Source organism: Nonomuraea insulae, assembly GCF_042656245.1.
In genome coordinates this window covers 43,938-58,602 of sequence record NZ_JBHSPA010000016.1, presented here as the reverse complement: position 1 = coordinate 58,602, position 14,665 = coordinate 43,938, and the positions used below count along the sequence as shown (strand labels likewise).

Here is a 14,665-nt window from a genome sequence, read left to right as displayed (position 1 = left end):
GTGCTCGTGGTCGGCCCCTCGCGCGCCTCGACAGATCGGTGTCATGGACCGGCGTCATGGGCCGCTTCGGGCTCGGCGCCGACGTGCTCGGAGAGCTCAATCCGCGGCTCGTGCAGCTGTCGATCACCGGCTTCGGCCACGACGGCGGCCCGCCGGGTCTGGGGCGAGGGGGGGCTGATGTCCTTGACCGGATCGGTGCCGGATGACCCGCAGTGGTTCGGGACGCTCGCTGGCGTGTACGGCGCCTATGGCGTCCCGGCGCTACGCCAGCGGGAGTCGACCGGACGAGGCCAGGTCGTACGCTGGGTATGGCGATGAACGCCCAACGTGCCGCGTCACGTGACCCGGTCGAGCGGGCCTTCGCCGGCTGGGGTGCCGATGACCTGCTCGAACGGCTGCACGAGATGGGCATCCCGGCTGGCCGGGTGCGCACCCTGGACGAGGTCTGCACCTGGGAGCAGACCCTGAGCCAGGGCGCGCTCATCGATGTCACGCACGAGACCCTGGGCACGCTCACGCTGCCCGGGCCACCGTTGCGCTGCTTCGAACCGTCCAGGCAGGAGCGCACCTGGATCAGGCACCGGCCGCCGCCCATTCTCGACCAGTACCGGGAGCCGGCGCTGCGCTGGGTCGGCGCCGAGGCCTCATGATGCGCCCGTTGGGAGCCCTCGAGCTGATCGAGGCGAACGCCGACCCGGGATCCTGGCACTCGTGGGACGTTCCCGTCGTGCCCGCTGACCGGGACCCCCTGTACGAGCAGGCACTGACGCGGGCTCGGGAACGGTCGGGAACGGACGAGGCCGTGGTCACCGGCCGGGCCCGGATCGGGGGGCACGAGGTGGCGCTCATCGTCAGTGAGTTCCGCTTCCTCGGCGGGTCGATCGGTCGTGACGCGGCCGGGCGCATCGTGGCGGCCGTGCGCCGCGCGACGGCCGAGCGGTTGCCCCTCCTCGCCGCGACCTCCTCCGGAGGCACCCGCATGCAGGAAGGCACGCCGGCCTTCGTCACGATGGTGGACATCTCCCGAGCTGTCGTCGAGCACAAGGCGGCCGGGCTGCCGTACCTGGTGTATCTGCGGCACCCCACTACGGGAGGGGTGTTCGCGTCGTGGGGGTCCCTCGGGCACGTCACCGTCGCGGAGCCGGGCGCGTTGATCGGCTTCCTGGGCCCCTCGGTGTATGAGGCGATCGAAGGCCATCCGTTTCCCGGTGGTGTGCAGGTGGCCGAGAACCTGGTCGCCAAGGGGATCATCGATGCGGTCGTGCCCCCTGACCGGCTGGTCGAGATCGCCACGAAGGCACTCGCTTTGCTGGCCGGGCCCGTGCGCGGGTCCCGGCCACGGATTTCGGACACTTCTGTGGCGGTATGCCCGAGGGATCCCTGGGACTCGATCCGGCTCAGCCGTCATCCTGACCGTCCAGGGGTCCGTGAGCTGTTGCGCATCGGGGCCGACAACGTCGTCGCCCTGTCGGGGACGGGTGCGGGTGAGCCCGGCCGGCACATGGTGTGCGCCCTGGCCTCTTTTCAGGGGGTCGGGTGCGTGCTGATCGGTCAGGACCGACGTGCTCAGGCTGGTGGCGGCTCGCTCGGCCCTGACGATCTGCGTGCCGCGCGCCGCGGCATTCATGTCGCCCAAGAGCTGGGGCGGCCGTTGGTCTGCGTCATCGACACCCCCGGCGCCGAGCTTTCTGCGGCGGCGGAGGAGCGGGCTCTCGCCGGCGAGATCGCACGGTGCCTGGCCGACCTCGTCCAGCTCACCGTGCCCTCGGTGTCGGTTCTCCTGGGGGAGGGCTGCGGCGGGGGAGCACTCGCCCTGCTGCCCAGCCAGGTGTGCATCGCCGCCGAGCACGCGTGGCTGTCGCCGCTGCCGCCAGAGGGCGCGAGCGTGATCCTGTACGGCGACACCCGGCTGGCGGCCGACACGGCACGCAGGCAACGTGTCGGCTCCCACGATCTGCTCGTGGACGGGGTCGTGCGGGTGGTCGTGCCCGAACCCGTTCCCGCACATGAGAACCCCGAAGACTTCTGCAGGAGGGTGTCGGCGGCGATCGGGTCGCAGCTTCACCAGCAGCTCGCCCACCTTCCGCAAGATCGTGGAACCGGATGGCACGATCGGTGCGGGGCCGCGGCCAGACCGATGCCGGAGTGAGTCGGCGTGGCAGCGGCCTTCTGGGCGCGCACTGCTTGTGCCGCTCGAAATTCGAGCCTGGGGTGTGAGCTGGGGCTTCTGTGCCGTCGGCGGCGATGGTGACGTCGTGGCTACGGACCTGCGCGGCGATGGCCACGCAGGCCCCCGCCCCTGTCGGCGCGTGATCGTCCCTGGCTGAGGCGATCTCGATGCTCCGCTCGATCAGCCGCCGGTCCAGGTTCGCCGCGATCAGCCGAAACCGACCAGGGTGCCCTTGGCGAACGGCGGCCGTTCAGTGTTCAGGCAGTCCAGCACCGGCTGCCAGCGCCGGTCCATCAGGGTGGCCTCGATCACCTCATCGTCGGAGACCCCCACGTAGGCCTGCAAGATGATCGCCAGCTGCTCGGCCCGGGAGGGCTCCACCGGCGGCTGCCACGTTCTGGGGCGCATGAATCACGGATCCTCTCCCCGCCGGCGGCCAAAAGGGCAGGGTAGACCCGGCGATGATGGCGTCGTAGTCGATGAGCAGCCCTTCGGCGAAGGAGCGCAGGGGCTGCAGATCGCTAGCGCGGACTTGGTTGGAGGGGGATGAGTCGGCTGTGGAAGGCGAAGGCGACCGCTTGGGCTCGGTCGCGTAGGCCGAGTTTGGTGAAGATGCTGCTGACGTGCGCCTTGACGGTCTGTTCTGCGATGAACAGCGCGGCGGCGATCTCGGTGTTGGACAGCCCTTGCGCCATCAGAGTCAGCACGTGTCTTTCGCGCGGGGTCAGGACGTCGAGTTGCGGGGAGGGGGTGGCGTTCACCGCTCGCGCCCGGGTGAAGTCGGCGATGAGGCGGCGGGTGATGGAAGGCGACAGGAGGGCGTCACCGGCGGCGATCACCCGGACAGCGGCGGTCAGTTCCTCGGGCCTGGCGCCCTTGAGCAGGAATCCGCTGGCGCCGGCCAGCAGCGCGTCGTAGACGTATTCGTCGACGTCGAAGGTGGTCAAGATGAGGACCCGCGGCGCGCGGCGGCCGGCCATGAGGTGCTGGGTGGCCTGCAGCCCGTCCATGTGGGGCATGCGGATGTCCATCAGGACGATGTCGGGGTGCAGGCGCTCGGACAACTCGATCGCCTGCCTGCCGTCGCCGGCCTCGCCGACCACGTCGATGTCGTCTTGTGCCTGCAGGATGGCCGCGAAACCGGCCCGTACCATCGCCTGGTCATCGGCGATGATCACCCGGATCGTCATGGTTTGTCTCCTTGGTCACGGCCGGCAGGGGTATCCAGGCGCTGACCTGGTATCCGCCGTCCAGGGTAGGTCCGGCCCGCAGGGTGCCGTCGGTCAGGTTCAGCCGTTCGCGCATGCCGACCAGTCCGTGTCCGGCCGGTTCACGGCCGGTCGCGGGCCTGGCTTCGGGCGCAGGCCGGTTGACCACTGACACGCGCAGGCCGTCGGTCTCACGCGTGAGGTCGACCTGGATGGCTGCGCCGGGCGCGTGCCGGGCGGCGTTGGCCAGCGCTTCCTGGATCACCCGGTAGGCGATCAGTTGCCGGTCGGCGGGCAGGGCGTCGGACATGGCGCCGGGTGGGAGGTCGACGGCCAGCTCCACGTCGCTGCCCGCGGCCCGGTGAGCGGCGATCAGCTCGTCCAGCCGGGACAGGTCGGGCTGCGGTTCGTATTCGGGCCGGCCCGTGCTGCCGCGTAGCGCGCGCAGCAGGCTGCGCATCTCGGTCAGGGCTTGTCGTGCCTCGTCGGCGACCTGGGTGAACTCGGCCGCGGCGGCGTCGGGGAGGCCGGTGAGACGGTAGGTCGCGCTGTCGGCTCGGGTCGTGATGACGGACATGTGGTGGGCCACCACGTCGTGCAGCTCCCTGGCGATCCGTGCCCGCTCCTCCAGCAGTACGCGCTCGGCCCGCACGACTGCGGTCGCGCGTTCGTGTTCGAGCAGGTCGCCGTGAGCCTGTTGCCGGTCGCGGGTCAGGACGCCGACCACCCATATCAGCGCGGTTACGGCGATCATGGAGAGCTGGTCGCCACCGACGATGTGGCCGGTGGTGGCCAGGTTGGCCACCAGGCCGAGCAGGACGGCTGCCAGCCACAGCGTGAGCGAGGTCAGGAAGGAGCGCCGCAAGGTGACCAGGAGCAGCACCCAGCACAGCGTGATCAGGACCGTCGGCGGCCAGGGCAGTTCCCCCCAGCCGCTGTCGGCGGTGAGCCTGACGATCAGGACCGCGGCCGTCAGGGCCACGACGGCGGCGCTCAGCGGGGCGTAAACGGCCACCACGATGGCCGCCAGCATCGCCACGAGCAGCCACACGGCGAGCCCGCCGCCCAGCCGCGGCTCGGCTGTCGAAAGCCACCGCGGCACCTGCCCCCAGCCCACGACCACGGCGGCCGCGACCAGCCAGGCTTTGCTGCGACGACTGGTCCACACCGGCTCCCGCCAGCGCGGGACCAGCCCCCTGACCAGCGAGTATAGAGTCACCATGGCAGGCTATCCGCTGGCCGGCGAGCCGACGATCGATGCTTGGGCGTGCTGGCCGGTAGGACGGCGGCCAGCACGCCCGCGACGCCCGACAGCGCCACGAAGGCGATCACCTGCGCCACCGACCGGGATGCGACACAGCGCGTCCTCGGCCATGGTTTGCATGGCCGCCCAGCCGAACAGCGCACCCACGACCGCGCCGATCAGCGCACCCACGACCGCGCCGATCAGCGCGCCGATCAGCGCGCCGCTCAGGCCCAGAACCAGCGCCTCGACCGACAGCATGCCGCGCAACTGCGCCGTGGTCGGGTCCAGCGCGCGCAGCAGCGCCGACTCGCGGGTGCGTTCCCGGATCGACAGCGACCTGCTCACACCCGCTGGTAGAGGGTGATGGCGAAGCGCTGTCCGGAGAACTCCTCCACGTGCTCACCGGCCGCTTTGAGGAGCAGGTCGCCGTCCAGGTACCGGTACAGGCGCCGAGCGCCAGGCCAGGGATGGACCAGGACCAGGAATCCGCCGACGGTTATCAGAGAGCTCAGCCGCTTCGACGCCAGCCGCAGCCGGGCGCCGCCACCCAGGTAGTATAGCATCTCGCCGCACACGACCAGATCGAACACGCCCTCGGGACGCTCGGCCAGCAGATCCATGGCCAGGAAGCGGATCCCGGAACGCGCCGCACCGGCACGAGCGCGGCTCAACGCCCGCTCGGAGATGTCCAGGCCGGTGACGCGAGCGTCGGGGTAAGCCTCGGCCAGCTGGCGGGTGAACAGGCCCTCGCTGCATCCCACATCCAAGATCGTGCGATATCCGGAAGCCGGCAGGACCTCCAGGGTGCGCCGATACTTGAAAAGCTCGTAGCTCTCGGTGGCGTACCCCCACGGGTCGGGATTGCGATGCCACCAGTCGAAGTAGCGGCGCAGGATCCGTCCCTGACCTGGAGCGGGGACAAGGGTGAGCAAGGTGAACACTCCACCGTGCGCCCGGCTGAGCAGCGCGCGGATCAAGCCCACGGCGCTGCTCCCTCGGACATGGCGCACATGTCCCCGTCGGGGCTCTTACTTGGAGATCGCCCGGCGACGGCGGGACGGGCGTGGGTGCAGGCATCGGCGAAGGGCACGTTCACTCCTTGAGGCATGAGGCCGGCATGGCCGTACGCCAGGCCACGCTAGGAATGAAGGACCCGCGGCCACCTGCCTCTGGAGTAGGGGTCGAGGCCCGCGGCCTCGGCCGTTCGGCCGATCCCCGACAAGGCGCTCATCACACCGGCGCCGCGCACGACTCGGTCGCACAGGTAGCGCAGCCGATCGATCTCTGACCTGCGCTGGGAACGGGCCGAGAGGACCGCTACGAGAAGCAGTGCTGGTCACGAACCGCCTGGTGGGCAAGGCGAGCGGACTGACGGTGACGGTCGATTCGCCTGGTCACGAACTAGAAGCGCGGCCGAGGATATCGAGGTCGTCGAGCTGCCCTTCGACCACGTTGGCTACGGGGAGGCCGGAACGGAGCCGGCGTCGAACCACTCCGGCCGCCGGCTGTGGGCCGCCGAGCCTCGGCCGACGGCCACCTGGTCGACCGGGCCGGCGTCCCGGGGTGGAAGCGATGTGAGCAACACGTCGATCGTGCTCAGCCGGGCCGGTTCGAGGATGCTGGGGTGCAGCATGCTCACCACCCGAGGCGAGTCACCGGCGAATCGGGACAGGGTCGGGGGCTCCAGGAGCGCCGGGCAGGTGCGCGCGATGATCTCCCTAGCTTCTGGGACTGTGATCAGCAGGTCGATTGGAGTGTCCACCGACCAAAGGCGTCCGCGGGGGATGGTGGAGGTCCAGTCCTTCCAGGGGCTGTTGGTGTAACCCAGGGGTTCGTTCACCTCGAAGTAGTGATCGAGTCCGTCGCGGCGGAGATGGACGTCGCCGGGCAGGAAGTCGTCGCCGAGGTGGTCGAGCCAGCGGTCGAGCTCGGCCTCCATGCGCGTCCGCACGTCGGCCAGGGCGGGATCGCCGCAGCGGTTGTCCATCTGGTACGGATCGGCGACGTTGTCGTAGAGCAGCCAGGGCCCCTGCGCGGATCGCACGTAGGTGTAGCGGCCGTCGCGGACGCCTCGATACTCGGAGAACCCGGTCCACCGCAGCGAGGAGAAGGCGGCCGGCACGGACAGGAACGCCGTGGACGGAGCGGGATTCCGTGACAAGTCGGCGCCCTGAACCGAGTCCGGGATGGGCAGTCCGGCGAGCCCCAGGAGGGTCGGCATCAGGTCCGGGGAGTTGAACAGGGCCGGGCTGCGGCGCGGGGCGAGCGTTCCCCGGTGGCGGACGAGCAGGGGGACCCGGATCGATTCCTCCCACGGTGAGAGCTTGTACTCCAGCCCCTGCGACCACATCATGTCGCCGTGGTCGGAGGTGAACACGACGATCGTGTCGTTCCCTCCGCCGTGGTCCACCGCCCGGATCAGGTCCCCGAAGCATTCGTCGATGGCCGCGATGTGCGCGTAGTAGCCCCGGAGATCGGCCTCGGCCTGCTCACGCTTGTCCTCTGGAACGTTGGGGCGCAGTTCGAGGTCGCGGTCCCGGTACATGGCCTGGCATTTCGGCGGCGCCGAGTCCAGCGGGAAGTGGGGCGGCCCGTAGGAGAGGGTGAGGAAGTACGGCTGATCGCGACGGCCCTGTACTACACCTGCTGGAACGTCGGAGCCGGCATCTTCGGCAAGTACGGCGCGCTCATCTGGACGAAGATGACCCACGGCGACGTCGAGGTGTACTCCATGATCGGCCTGGTCGGCCTCGCCGCCGGCATGCTGGCGAGCACGTTGTTCATGCGTGTCGTCGACACGAGTGCCCGGCGTGCCTGGACTGTGGTCGGCTCCGTCCTCATCCTGCTCGGATGGGCGCCGATCGCGTTGTTGGGCCCGTCGCAGCCTGCCGTGCTCGCGATCACGTTCCTGTTCGGCGTCGGCAGTCAGTTCGCCGGCGAGCCCCCTGTACAAGGTGTGGTCCCAGGAACTGGTCCCGACCCTGCTGCGCACCTCCAGCCAGGGCCTCACCCTGGCGTTCGCGCGCGTGGTGACCGCACTGGTGGCCGTGGTCGTGCCCACTCTTCTGGTGGCGCATTCGGCCTACGTCTTCGGGGCCGTCCTGGCGCTGGCCGTGGTCGCCGTCGTCATCGGGCAGGCATGGATCCCGCGTCTGCCCAAGGCGCGCGACCTTCAGACTCCGCCGGTCGTCGCGGACCAGCCCACGGCGGCGGTACGGGATGCATAGCCGTGCGGCAGCGGTGGATCAGCCGCGACAACGCCACAAGCCAGAGCCGCTCGGCGTGCCCCCACCGCAGTCGGCCACCGAGTTGACGAGTCCCTTCGCCGGCGGTCAGCCCAGCAAGCCTCTGGCGATCAGCTGGGTCAGGGTTTCGATGGCCTCGTCGTCGTCGCCTCCCGGGCTCTCCGCGAGGCGGTGGTAGCAGAAGGACTCCAGCATGCACGAGATCGCGAGCGCCGCCAGCCGGGCCTTGTCCTCGCTCCCGGCCGCCGGGGTGCCGGTGTCGAGGATGTGGCGCGTCCAGTGCTCCACGTGGCGCTGGCGCAGCTCGTCGTGGATGTGGCGGAAGGTTCCGTTGGACATGGATGCCTGGTAGATGCCGACGATCTCCGGCAGGTGTTCGCGGTAGGTGGACCAGTACGCCCGGACGTGGTGGCGGATGTCGTCGGTCGTGGAGAGCACGTGCTCGTGGCCGAGCTGCTCGACGACGTGGGAGCGCAGCGCCGTCTGGAAGTCACCGGCCAGCGAGGTGAGCAGGGCGTCCTTGTCCTCGAAGTAGCGGTAGAACGACCCCACCGCTTTCCCCGCCTCCGCGGTGATATCGGTGATCTTGATCTCGGCATAGCTCTTGCGGGTCAGCAGACGCCGCGCGGCGTCCTTGAGCTCTGCCTCGGTGCGCTTGGACTTCACCAGATACCTCCCGCCACCGAGATTACTGCTCATAGAACAGCCGGTTGGGCGCCTCGACCAGGATCTGGTGGCGATCTTCGGGGGAGGGCGCCCAGTCGCCCAGCAGGTTCAGCAGCTCACCGGTGTCGCGCTGCCCGTCGGGCAGGTGCGGCCAGTCAGAGCCCCACAGCAGCCGGTCGGGGCGGGCCTCGACCAGCGCGCGGGCCAGCGGCGCCACATCCGTCTTCCACCGGTACGGTCCCGACAGCTTGAGGTAGCAGTGCCCGCCCGCGAGCAGCCGCAGAAGCCCGTCGAGGTCCATCCCGTAGCCCATGTGGTCGATGACGAAGGGGTGCTCGAACACGGTGAGGAAGGGCAGCAGGGTCCGCACGACCGCGCCTGGTGTGTAGAACTGCAGGTGCCAGCCGCGTGGCCGGGCACGCTCGGCCATCGCACGGATGTAGGCGATGAGCTCGTCGGTGGGCCACGACGCGCGGGCGAACAGGTCGAGCCTGATCGCCCGCACCCCCGCCTCATGGAAACGATCGAGCTCGGCGTCGGTCACGGAGTCCTCGATCCGGACCACGCCGCGGCAGCGCGTCCCCACCTTGCGCAGCACGTCGAGCAGCAGGCTGGTGTCGGTGCCGTAGAAGGTCGGCTGCACCAGCACCATCCGCTCGATGCCGAGCCACTCCGTCAGGCGCAGGTACTGGTCGAGCGTCCCTTCGGGAAAGGTGTACAGCGGCTCGGGCACATGTGCGTAACCGGGCTCGAACACGTGGAAGTGGGCGTCACAGCTCAGCGGTGGCATCGTGAAGCCCGGCCGGCTGTTACTCGTCGTGGCACGCAAGGGTGTGGTCTCAAGGGGAGTCATGACGCGTCCTTCGCGGCGGAGTCGATGGCGTGGAAGAGCAGACCGGAGTCCATCCCGGTGATCCGGAGCGGGCAGACGCCGGCGAGACCGGCCGCGGGCATGCCGCCGACCACCAGCAACTTCCCGTGGGCACGGCAGGCCGCGGCCGCGGTGGCGATCGCGTCCAGCACCCGCGGATCGTCGTAGCTGCCGGGCACGCCGAGCTCGGCGGTGAGATCGTTGGCGCCGATCGCGAGCATGTCCACGCCGTCCACCTGGGCGATCTCGTGGGCGTTGGCGATACCCAGAGGGGTCTCGATGAGGATCTGCACCACGGCGGCGGCGTCGAGCGCCGGATTCAGTTCCTTGGCGGGCACCGGACGCATGCCGTACTGCGGTACCTGGGCGGTCTGCGAGCGCTGGCCGCGCGGCGGGAACCGGCAGGCTCGGGCGATCTGCCGCGCCTCGTCGGCCGTCTCGATCCGCGGGGCGACGATGCCGTGGGCGCCGCCGTCCAGGAGCCGGCCGATCATGCCGTATTCACGCTCCGGCACGCGCACCAGCGGCGTCATCCCCAGGCTGTCGGCGGCCGAGCAGAGCTGCGCGGCCACGTCGGTGGACATGGTGGAGTGTTCGAGGTCGACCAGGATCGCGTGGTGGCCGGTCGCGTGCGCCATCCGGACGACCTCGGAGGTACGGCTGCCGCGGATGCCGAGCATGAGCGTCGGCAACCCTCCCCGCAGCCGCTCCAGGAAGGCGTTCACAGGGCGCCTCCCAGGAACAGCGCGCCCATTTCCGGGTCGTCGAGAATCGTCCGGGCGGAGTCGGTCATGAGCACGCGGCCGCTCTCCATGACGACGCCGTGGCCGGCGATCCCGAGTCCGAAGCGCACGTTCTGCTCCACGATGAGCACGGTGACGCCGCTGTCGCGCATGGCGTTCACGGTGTCTGCGACCAGGCCGAGTGAGCGTGGGTCGAGCCCCAGTGACGGCTCGTCCAGCAGCACCATCGCCGGTTCCAGCACGAGCGCCCTGGCGAACTCGACGGTGCGCCGCTGCCCGCCGGACAGGTTCCCCGCAGGCTCGCCGCCCCGCTCGGCGATGATCGGGAAACGCTCGGCGAGCCGGGCCAGACGCTCCTGGAGATACGCCTTCTCACGGCGGCGCAGGTAGCCGCCGAGCAGCACGTTCTCCGTGACGGTCATCGCCGGGAACAGGCCGTTCTTCTGCGGCACCTGCACGATCCCCGCCTTGATCAGCTCGGCGGGGTGCAGGCCGGCGATGTCGCGTTCGCCGAAGCGGATCGCGCCTGAGCGTGGTGCGAGCAGGCCGCTGATGGTCCGCAGCACGGTGGACTTGCCCGCGCCGTTGGGCCCGACGATGCAGGTCACCGAGCCGGGGGCCACGTTCAGGTCGAGCCCCTGCAGCACGTCGCCGCCGCCGTACCCGGCGAAGACGCCGGTCATCGAGATCATTGGGCCGCTCCCGTCAGGTAGGCGTCCAGCACCAGCGGGTCGCTCCGTACCTCTTGCGGAGTGCCGGAGGCGATGCGGCGCCCGCCCGCCAGGACGTGGACCGTGTCGCAGAGCCCCAGCACGAAGGGCATGTTGTGCTCGACGATCAGGAAGGTGGTCCCAGCGCGGTTGAGTTCGCGGATGAGAGCGCCCATCTGCTCAACCTGCGTCGGGTTGATGCCGCCCGCCGGTTCGTCCAGCAGCACCAGGCGGGGCTGGAGCATGAGGATCTGGATCAGCTCGATGAGCTTCTGCTGGCCATACGAGAGCTCGCCGACGGGGAGGTCGCGGTAGTCGGCGAGCCCGACGAGGTCGAGGAGTTCGGCGCCCCTGGCGGCCTGAGCGCCGGTGATCGCCGGAGCCGCCCAGGACCCGTCGGACCCGGCGACGACGTTCCGCAGCACCGACAAATTCGGGAACAACCTGGTGATCTGGTGGGTACGGCCCAGCCCGGAGCGGCTGCGCGCCCACCGGCTGGAGGCGTCGATCCGCCGTCCGTCGAGCAGGATCGTGCCGCCGTCCGGCTTCATCCCGCCGTCGATCAGGTTGAACAGCGTGGTCTTGCCGGATCCGTTCGGCCCGATCAGCCCGGTGATCGAGCCGGGCTCGACGGTGAGGTCCAGCCCGTCCAGGACGGTGAGACCGCCGAAGCGTTTCCGCACATCGGCAACCTCCAGCCGGGCGCCGTCACCGACCGCGAGCCAGGGCGGGACGGCGGCGAGGGCCAGGCGTTTGCCCACCGCGGCCGGGCGTTTTCTGGCCAGCGCCTGCCGTACCCCGGGAATGACGCCCTTGGGGAGGAACAGCAGGACGGCCAGGAGCAGCCCGCCGAAGACGATCAGCCGCCAGGCGCCCGCGGCCGGGCCGGTGAACAGCTGGTTGGTCAGCTGGGAGAACGGTTCCAGCAGGAAGGCGCCCAGCACCGGCCCCCACAGCGTGCCCGGGCCGCCGAGCAGGGCGGCGAGCACGATCATGATGCTGGTGACGACGCTGAACATGGTCCTGGAGTCGAGGAAGCCCAGGTAGTAGCCGTATACGCCGCCCGCGACGCCGATCGGCACGCTGCTGGCCACGAAGGCGGCGAGCTTGGCCGCCGAGGTGTTGACGCCGATGCCCGCGGCCTTCTCCTCATCCTCGCGGATGGCCGTCAGTCCGAGGCCGAATCGGGAGGAGGCGATCGCCTTCGACATCAGGAGCGTCAGGATCAGCAGGCCGAGCAGGCTGTAGTAGAAGGGGCAGAGGGCGTGGTCCCTGCTCCACGCCGGCGCGGGCAGGATCATGCCGTCGTTGCCGTTGGTGACTGCCGTCCAGTTCAGTGCCACGATGCCGAGCAGGTAGAGCATCGCGAATGTGATCATGATGAACGCGTTGCCACGGGCCCGGAAGGTGACCAGGCCGAGGACGGCCGCGAGCGTGCCCGCCGCGAGCCCGCCCAGGGGAGCGGCCAGGAACGGGGAGATCGACCATGCGTCAGCCGTGATGGCGGTGGTGTAGGCGCCGACGCCGAGGAAGGCGCTCTGCCCGAGGGAGATGTAGCCGCTATAGCCGCCCATGATGTTCCAGGAACTGGCCATGACGGCCATCAGGAAGATCAGGATGAGCATGTTCAGGTAGTAGGCGTCGCCCCACAACACGGGCAGCGCCAGGAGGGCGGCGCCACCCGCGACGGTAAGAATCCTCATGCGCTGACCACGTCCTCTCGAACTCGAACGCCGAAGATCCCCTGCGGGCGCAGCAGGAGGGTCAGCACGATGACGGCGAAGGGCATGGCGGTGGCCCACGCCGGTGATCCGTAGGTGGCCGTCAGGGTCTCGGCCACGCCGAGGACCAGCGCGCCGATCAGCGCGCCGCCGAGGCTGCCCATGCCGCCGAGCACCACGATGGCCAGGCCCAGGCCGATCCACTGGTCTCCGGAGTCCGGGGTGAAGGGTGACAGGACCGCCAGGATGGAGCCCGCCGCGCCGGTCAGCGCGACGCCGAAGGCGAAGGCGGCGACGTTGACCCGCTCCACCCGGATGCCGACGAGCTCGGCGCCCTGCGGGTTGGCCGTGGCCGCGCGTACGGCTATGCCCAGCCAAGTGTGGTTGAGCACCACGTACAAGGCCGCCAGCAGGGCCAGCGCGCACGCCGAGCCGTATACCTGGGCCGTGGGGAAGACCAGGTCGCCGAGCCGGATGGAGGCGCGGGCGTAGGAGGTGGCGACGGTGTGGGGTTCATGACCCCAGATGAGGATGGTGATCCCCTCAAGGATCATGGCGAGCGCGAGCGTGGACAGGATGATCGTGCCCTCGCCGCCGCGTTCGGCCCGCTGGACGACGAGCTTGTGGATGAGCCGGCCCAGCCCGAACAGCACCACGCCGACGACGGGGATCGTCGCGAAGGGGTCGAGGCCGGTGGCCGTGCAGATGCTGTAGGTGAGGAAGGCCCCGGCGATGAGGAGCGCGCCGTGGGCCAGGTTGACGATGCGCATGACGCCGAAGATCAGCGTCAGGCCGCTGCCGGCCAGGGCGTACACGCCGCCGACCAGCAGGCCGAAGAGCACCGCCTGCATCAGGCCGAAGAGCGCCGCCTCCATCAGGCCGCCCAGCTCGGCTTGGCGGCGACCGCTGAGGGGACGGTTGCGGCCGAGGCCGGGGCGACGACCTCCAGCTTGCCTGCCTGCCACTGCATCAACAGCAGACTGCCGTCGGGCACCCCGCGCTTGTCCCACTTCAGCGGTCCGACGATGGTCTCGACCGTGTTGGCGTGCAGCCAGGCGGCGATCGTGTCCTGGTCGAGCTTGCCGACGGCCTGCACACCGGCTTGAAGCACCTGCGCCGCGGTGTAGGAGTTGGCGGCGTCCTCGCTCGGCTCCTGCTTGAACTGCTTGCGGTAGTCGGCGACGAACTCGGCGTTGCCCGGGTACTTTGCGGCCGGATGCCAGCTGCCGGCGGTGAAGACGGCCTCGGTGTTCTCGGCGCCGACGGCCTGCGGATAGGTGTTGACGCTGGAGGGTGCCCTGGTCTGATAAAGGATCGACGGGGTGAAGCCGACCCGCTGCAGGGCCTGGACCACGGCCGCGCCGTCGACCTCCAGCGCACCGTGCACCAGCAGGTCGGGGTTGGCTTGCCGGATCGCGTTGGCGATCGCGTCGAAGTTCTTGGTGTCCGGCGGGTACTTCTGCCCGTAGACGGTCTTGATGCCGAGCGCTTCGAAGGTCTTCTGGAGGTTCTGGACGGGCACGTCGGTGCTGGGGTCGTCCTGGTGGAGGTAGGCGGTGGTGGCGGGCCGCACCTTCAGCCCCTCGATGTAGGCGGCGAAGGGCCGGTGCGCGGTGTCGGTGGTGCCCGGCTGGCTGAAGAACAGCCTGGTGTGGCCGCGCGAGAAGATGTCCGCCGCGCCGCCGGACGGCTCGATGTAGAGCATGCGGTTGCGGTCGGCGACGGTCGAGGCGGGCAGGTTGAGGAAGGAGGAGAACGTGCCGATCAGCAGATCCACCCGGTCCTGGGTGATCAGCCGGTTGTAGTTGGAGACCACGGTGTTCTGATCGAAGCCGTCGTCGAGAATGACGAACTCCACCTTGCGGCCGAGGAGCCCGCCGCGCGCGTTGATCTGGTTCTGCCAGACCTGGTAGCCCTTGTAGCCGGGGTCGGCGACGTCCGCGGCCGGGCCGGTGAGCGGCAGTGACGCGCCGATCTTGAGCGTGCTCGCCGAGGAGGTGGAGGAGTCTTGCGAAGCGCAGGCAGTGGACAGCGACAGCAGTGATGCGCCGATGAGGAACGAGCGCCGGTCGATGGTCATGGTTT

17 protein-coding genes and 1 pseudogene are annotated in these 14,665 nt (G+C 69.7%); 4 read left to right on the top strand and 14 right to left on the bottom strand.

Annotated elements, in window-relative coordinates:
• Nucleotides 1-56 precede the first annotated feature (56 nt).
• From ACFPZ3_RS12225 to ACFPZ3_RS12215, 3 genes are all read left to right on the top strand, one after another.
• Nucleotides 57-206, top strand: coding sequence for a CoA transferase (locus tag ACFPZ3_RS12225; RefSeq protein WP_379514141.1), 150 nt, complete (start codon nucleotides 57-59; stop codon nucleotides 204-206).
• 108 nt (nucleotides 207-314) lie between these two features.
• The gene (locus ACFPZ3_RS12220; RefSeq protein WP_379514140.1) at nucleotides 315-650 is read left to right on the top strand and encodes a CoA transferase; all 336 of its coding nucleotides are present in this window, start codon (nucleotides 315-317) and stop codon (nucleotides 648-650) included.
• Nucleotides 650-2,149, top strand: a complete 1,500-nt coding sequence (locus ACFPZ3_RS12215) for a carboxyl transferase domain-containing protein (protein WP_379514369.1) — start codon at nucleotides 650-652, stop codon at nucleotides 2,147-2,149. The genes ACFPZ3_RS12220 and ACFPZ3_RS12215 overlap by 1 nt, the downstream gene beginning before the upstream one ends.
• Before the next feature lie 172 nt (nucleotides 2,150-2,321).
• Here the strand turns inward: ACFPZ3_RS12215 and ACFPZ3_RS12210 are convergent.
• The 7 genes and pseudogenes from ACFPZ3_RS12210 to ACFPZ3_RS12180 all read right to left on the bottom strand — a co-directional run.
• Nucleotides 2,322-2,560: pseudogene (locus ACFPZ3_RS12210) on the bottom strand (IS5/IS1182 family transposase); the annotation flags it as partial.
• Between the two features lie 131 nt (nucleotides 2,561-2,691).
• Nucleotides 2,692-3,360, bottom strand: a complete 669-nt coding sequence (locus ACFPZ3_RS12205) for a response regulator (RefSeq protein ID WP_379514139.1) — start codon at nucleotides 3,358-3,360, stop codon at nucleotides 2,692-2,694.
• A complete protein-coding gene (locus ACFPZ3_RS12200; protein WP_379514138.1) occupies nucleotides 3,332-4,597 on the bottom strand; it encodes a sensor histidine kinase in 1,266 nt (421 codons plus the stop codon). The genes ACFPZ3_RS12205 and ACFPZ3_RS12200 overlap by 29 nt, the downstream gene beginning before the upstream one ends.
• Before the next feature lie 9 nt (nucleotides 4,598-4,606).
• Nucleotides 4,607-4,969: an FtsX-like permease family protein gene (locus ACFPZ3_RS12195; protein ID WP_379514137.1), complete on the bottom strand. Its 363-nt coding sequence runs from the start codon at nucleotides 4,967-4,969 to the stop codon at nucleotides 4,607-4,609.
• Nucleotides 4,966-5,607, bottom strand: a complete 642-nt coding sequence (locus tag ACFPZ3_RS12190; RefSeq protein WP_379514136.1) for a class I SAM-dependent methyltransferase — start codon at nucleotides 5,605-5,607, stop codon at nucleotides 4,966-4,968. The genes ACFPZ3_RS12195 and ACFPZ3_RS12190 overlap by 4 nt, the downstream gene beginning before the upstream one ends.
• Before the next feature lie 473 nt (nucleotides 5,608-6,080).
• Entirely contained in the window at nucleotides 6,081-7,334 is a 1,254-nt protein-coding gene (locus ACFPZ3_RS12185) for a sulfatase-like hydrolase/transferase (RefSeq protein ID WP_379514368.1), read from the bottom strand.
• Nucleotides 7,262-7,423 (bottom strand): hypothetical protein, encoded by a 162-nt coding sequence (locus tag ACFPZ3_RS12180; RefSeq protein WP_379514376.1) that lies wholly within the window; start codon nucleotides 7,421-7,423, stop codon nucleotides 7,262-7,264. Before ACFPZ3_RS12180 ends, ACFPZ3_RS12185 begins: the two co-directional genes overlap by 73 nt.
• Before the next feature lie 155 nt (nucleotides 7,424-7,578).
• Here ACFPZ3_RS12180 and ACFPZ3_RS12175 point away from each other — a divergent pair, with 155 nt between their 5' ends.
• Entirely contained in the window at nucleotides 7,579-7,851 is a 273-nt protein-coding gene (locus tag ACFPZ3_RS12175; protein ID WP_379514135.1) for a hypothetical protein, read from the top strand.
• A 105-nt stretch (nucleotides 7,852-7,956) separates the two neighbouring features.
• Here the strand turns inward: ACFPZ3_RS12175 and ACFPZ3_RS12170 are convergent, their stop codons facing one another.
• Genes ACFPZ3_RS12170 through ACFPZ3_RS12140 form a run of 7 tightly spaced genes read right to left on the bottom strand, consistent with a single transcriptional unit; the run spans nucleotide 7,957 to nucleotide 14,660 of the window.
• A complete protein-coding gene (locus tag ACFPZ3_RS12170; RefSeq protein ID WP_379514134.1) occupies nucleotides 7,957-8,535 on the bottom strand; it encodes a TetR/AcrR family transcriptional regulator in 579 nt (192 codons plus the stop codon).
• 22 nt (nucleotides 8,536-8,557) lie between these two features.
• Nucleotides 8,558-9,388 carry an amidohydrolase family protein gene (locus tag ACFPZ3_RS12165; protein WP_379514133.1) on the bottom strand — a complete coding sequence of 277 codons (831 nt, stop codon included), beginning with the start codon at nucleotides 9,386-9,388 and terminating at the stop codon, nucleotides 8,558-8,560.
• Nucleotides 9,385-10,131 carry an HpcH/HpaI aldolase family protein gene (locus ACFPZ3_RS12160; RefSeq protein WP_379514132.1) on the bottom strand — a complete coding sequence of 249 codons (747 nt, stop codon included), beginning with the start codon at nucleotides 10,129-10,131 and terminating at the stop codon, nucleotides 9,385-9,387. Before ACFPZ3_RS12160 ends, ACFPZ3_RS12165 begins: the two co-directional genes overlap by 4 nt.
• Complete coding sequence (locus ACFPZ3_RS12155) at nucleotides 10,128-10,841, bottom strand: ABC transporter ATP-binding protein (RefSeq protein WP_379514131.1); 714 nt, start codon at nucleotides 10,839-10,841, stop codon at nucleotides 10,128-10,130. Before ACFPZ3_RS12155 ends, ACFPZ3_RS12160 begins: the two co-directional genes overlap by 4 nt.
• Nucleotides 10,838-12,562 carry a branched-chain amino acid ABC transporter ATP-binding protein/permease gene (locus tag ACFPZ3_RS12150; protein WP_379514130.1) on the bottom strand — a complete coding sequence of 575 codons (1,725 nt, stop codon included), beginning with the start codon at nucleotides 12,560-12,562 and terminating at the stop codon, nucleotides 10,838-10,840. Before ACFPZ3_RS12150 ends, ACFPZ3_RS12155 begins: the two co-directional genes overlap by 4 nt.
• The gene (locus tag ACFPZ3_RS12145; protein WP_379514129.1) at nucleotides 12,559-13,455 is read right to left on the bottom strand and encodes a branched-chain amino acid ABC transporter permease; all 897 of its coding nucleotides are present in this window, start codon (nucleotides 13,453-13,455) and stop codon (nucleotides 12,559-12,561) included. Before ACFPZ3_RS12145 ends, ACFPZ3_RS12150 begins: the two co-directional genes overlap by 4 nt.
• A complete protein-coding gene (locus ACFPZ3_RS12140) occupies nucleotides 13,455-14,660 on the bottom strand; it encodes an amino acid ABC transporter substrate-binding protein (protein WP_379514128.1) in 1,206 nt (401 codons plus the stop codon). Before ACFPZ3_RS12140 ends, ACFPZ3_RS12145 begins: the two co-directional genes overlap by 1 nt.
• Nucleotides 14,661-14,665 lie beyond the last annotated feature (5 nt).

Excerpts from the sequence above, each read along its gene's own strand:
- ACFPZ3_RS12220 (WP_379514140.1), top strand. The coding sequence starts at position 315 with ATGAACGCCCAACGTGCCGCGTCACGTGACCCGGTCGAGCGGGCCTTC.
- ACFPZ3_RS12145 (WP_379514129.1), bottom strand. The coding sequence starts at position 13,455 with ATGGAGGCGGCGCTCTTCGGCCTGATGCAGGCGGTGCTCTTCGGCCTG.
- ACFPZ3_RS12205 (WP_379514139.1), bottom strand. The coding sequence starts at position 3,360 with ATGACGATCCGGGTGATCATCGCCGATGACCAGGCGATGGTACGGGCC.
- ACFPZ3_RS12225 (WP_379514141.1), top strand. The coding sequence starts at position 57 with ATGGGCCGCTTCGGGCTCGGCGCCGACGTGCTCGGAGAGCTCAATCCG.
- ACFPZ3_RS12215 (WP_379514369.1), top strand. The coding sequence starts at position 650 with ATGCGCCCGTTGGGAGCCCTCGAGCTGATCGAGGCGAACGCCGACCCG.
- ACFPZ3_RS12140 (WP_379514128.1), bottom strand. The coding sequence starts at position 14,660 with ATGACCATCGACCGGCGCTCGTTCCTCATCGGCGCATCACTGCTGTCG.
- ACFPZ3_RS12150 (WP_379514130.1), bottom strand. The coding sequence starts at position 12,562 with ATGAGGATTCTTACCGTCGCGGGTGGCGCCGCCCTCCTGGCGCTGCCC.
- ACFPZ3_RS12165 (WP_379514133.1), bottom strand. The coding sequence starts at position 9,388 with ATGACTCCCCTTGAGACCACACCCTTGCGTGCCACGACGAGTAACAGC.
- ACFPZ3_RS12155 (WP_379514131.1), bottom strand. The coding sequence starts at position 10,841 with ATGATCTCGATGACCGGCGTCTTCGCCGGGTACGGCGGCGGCGACGTG.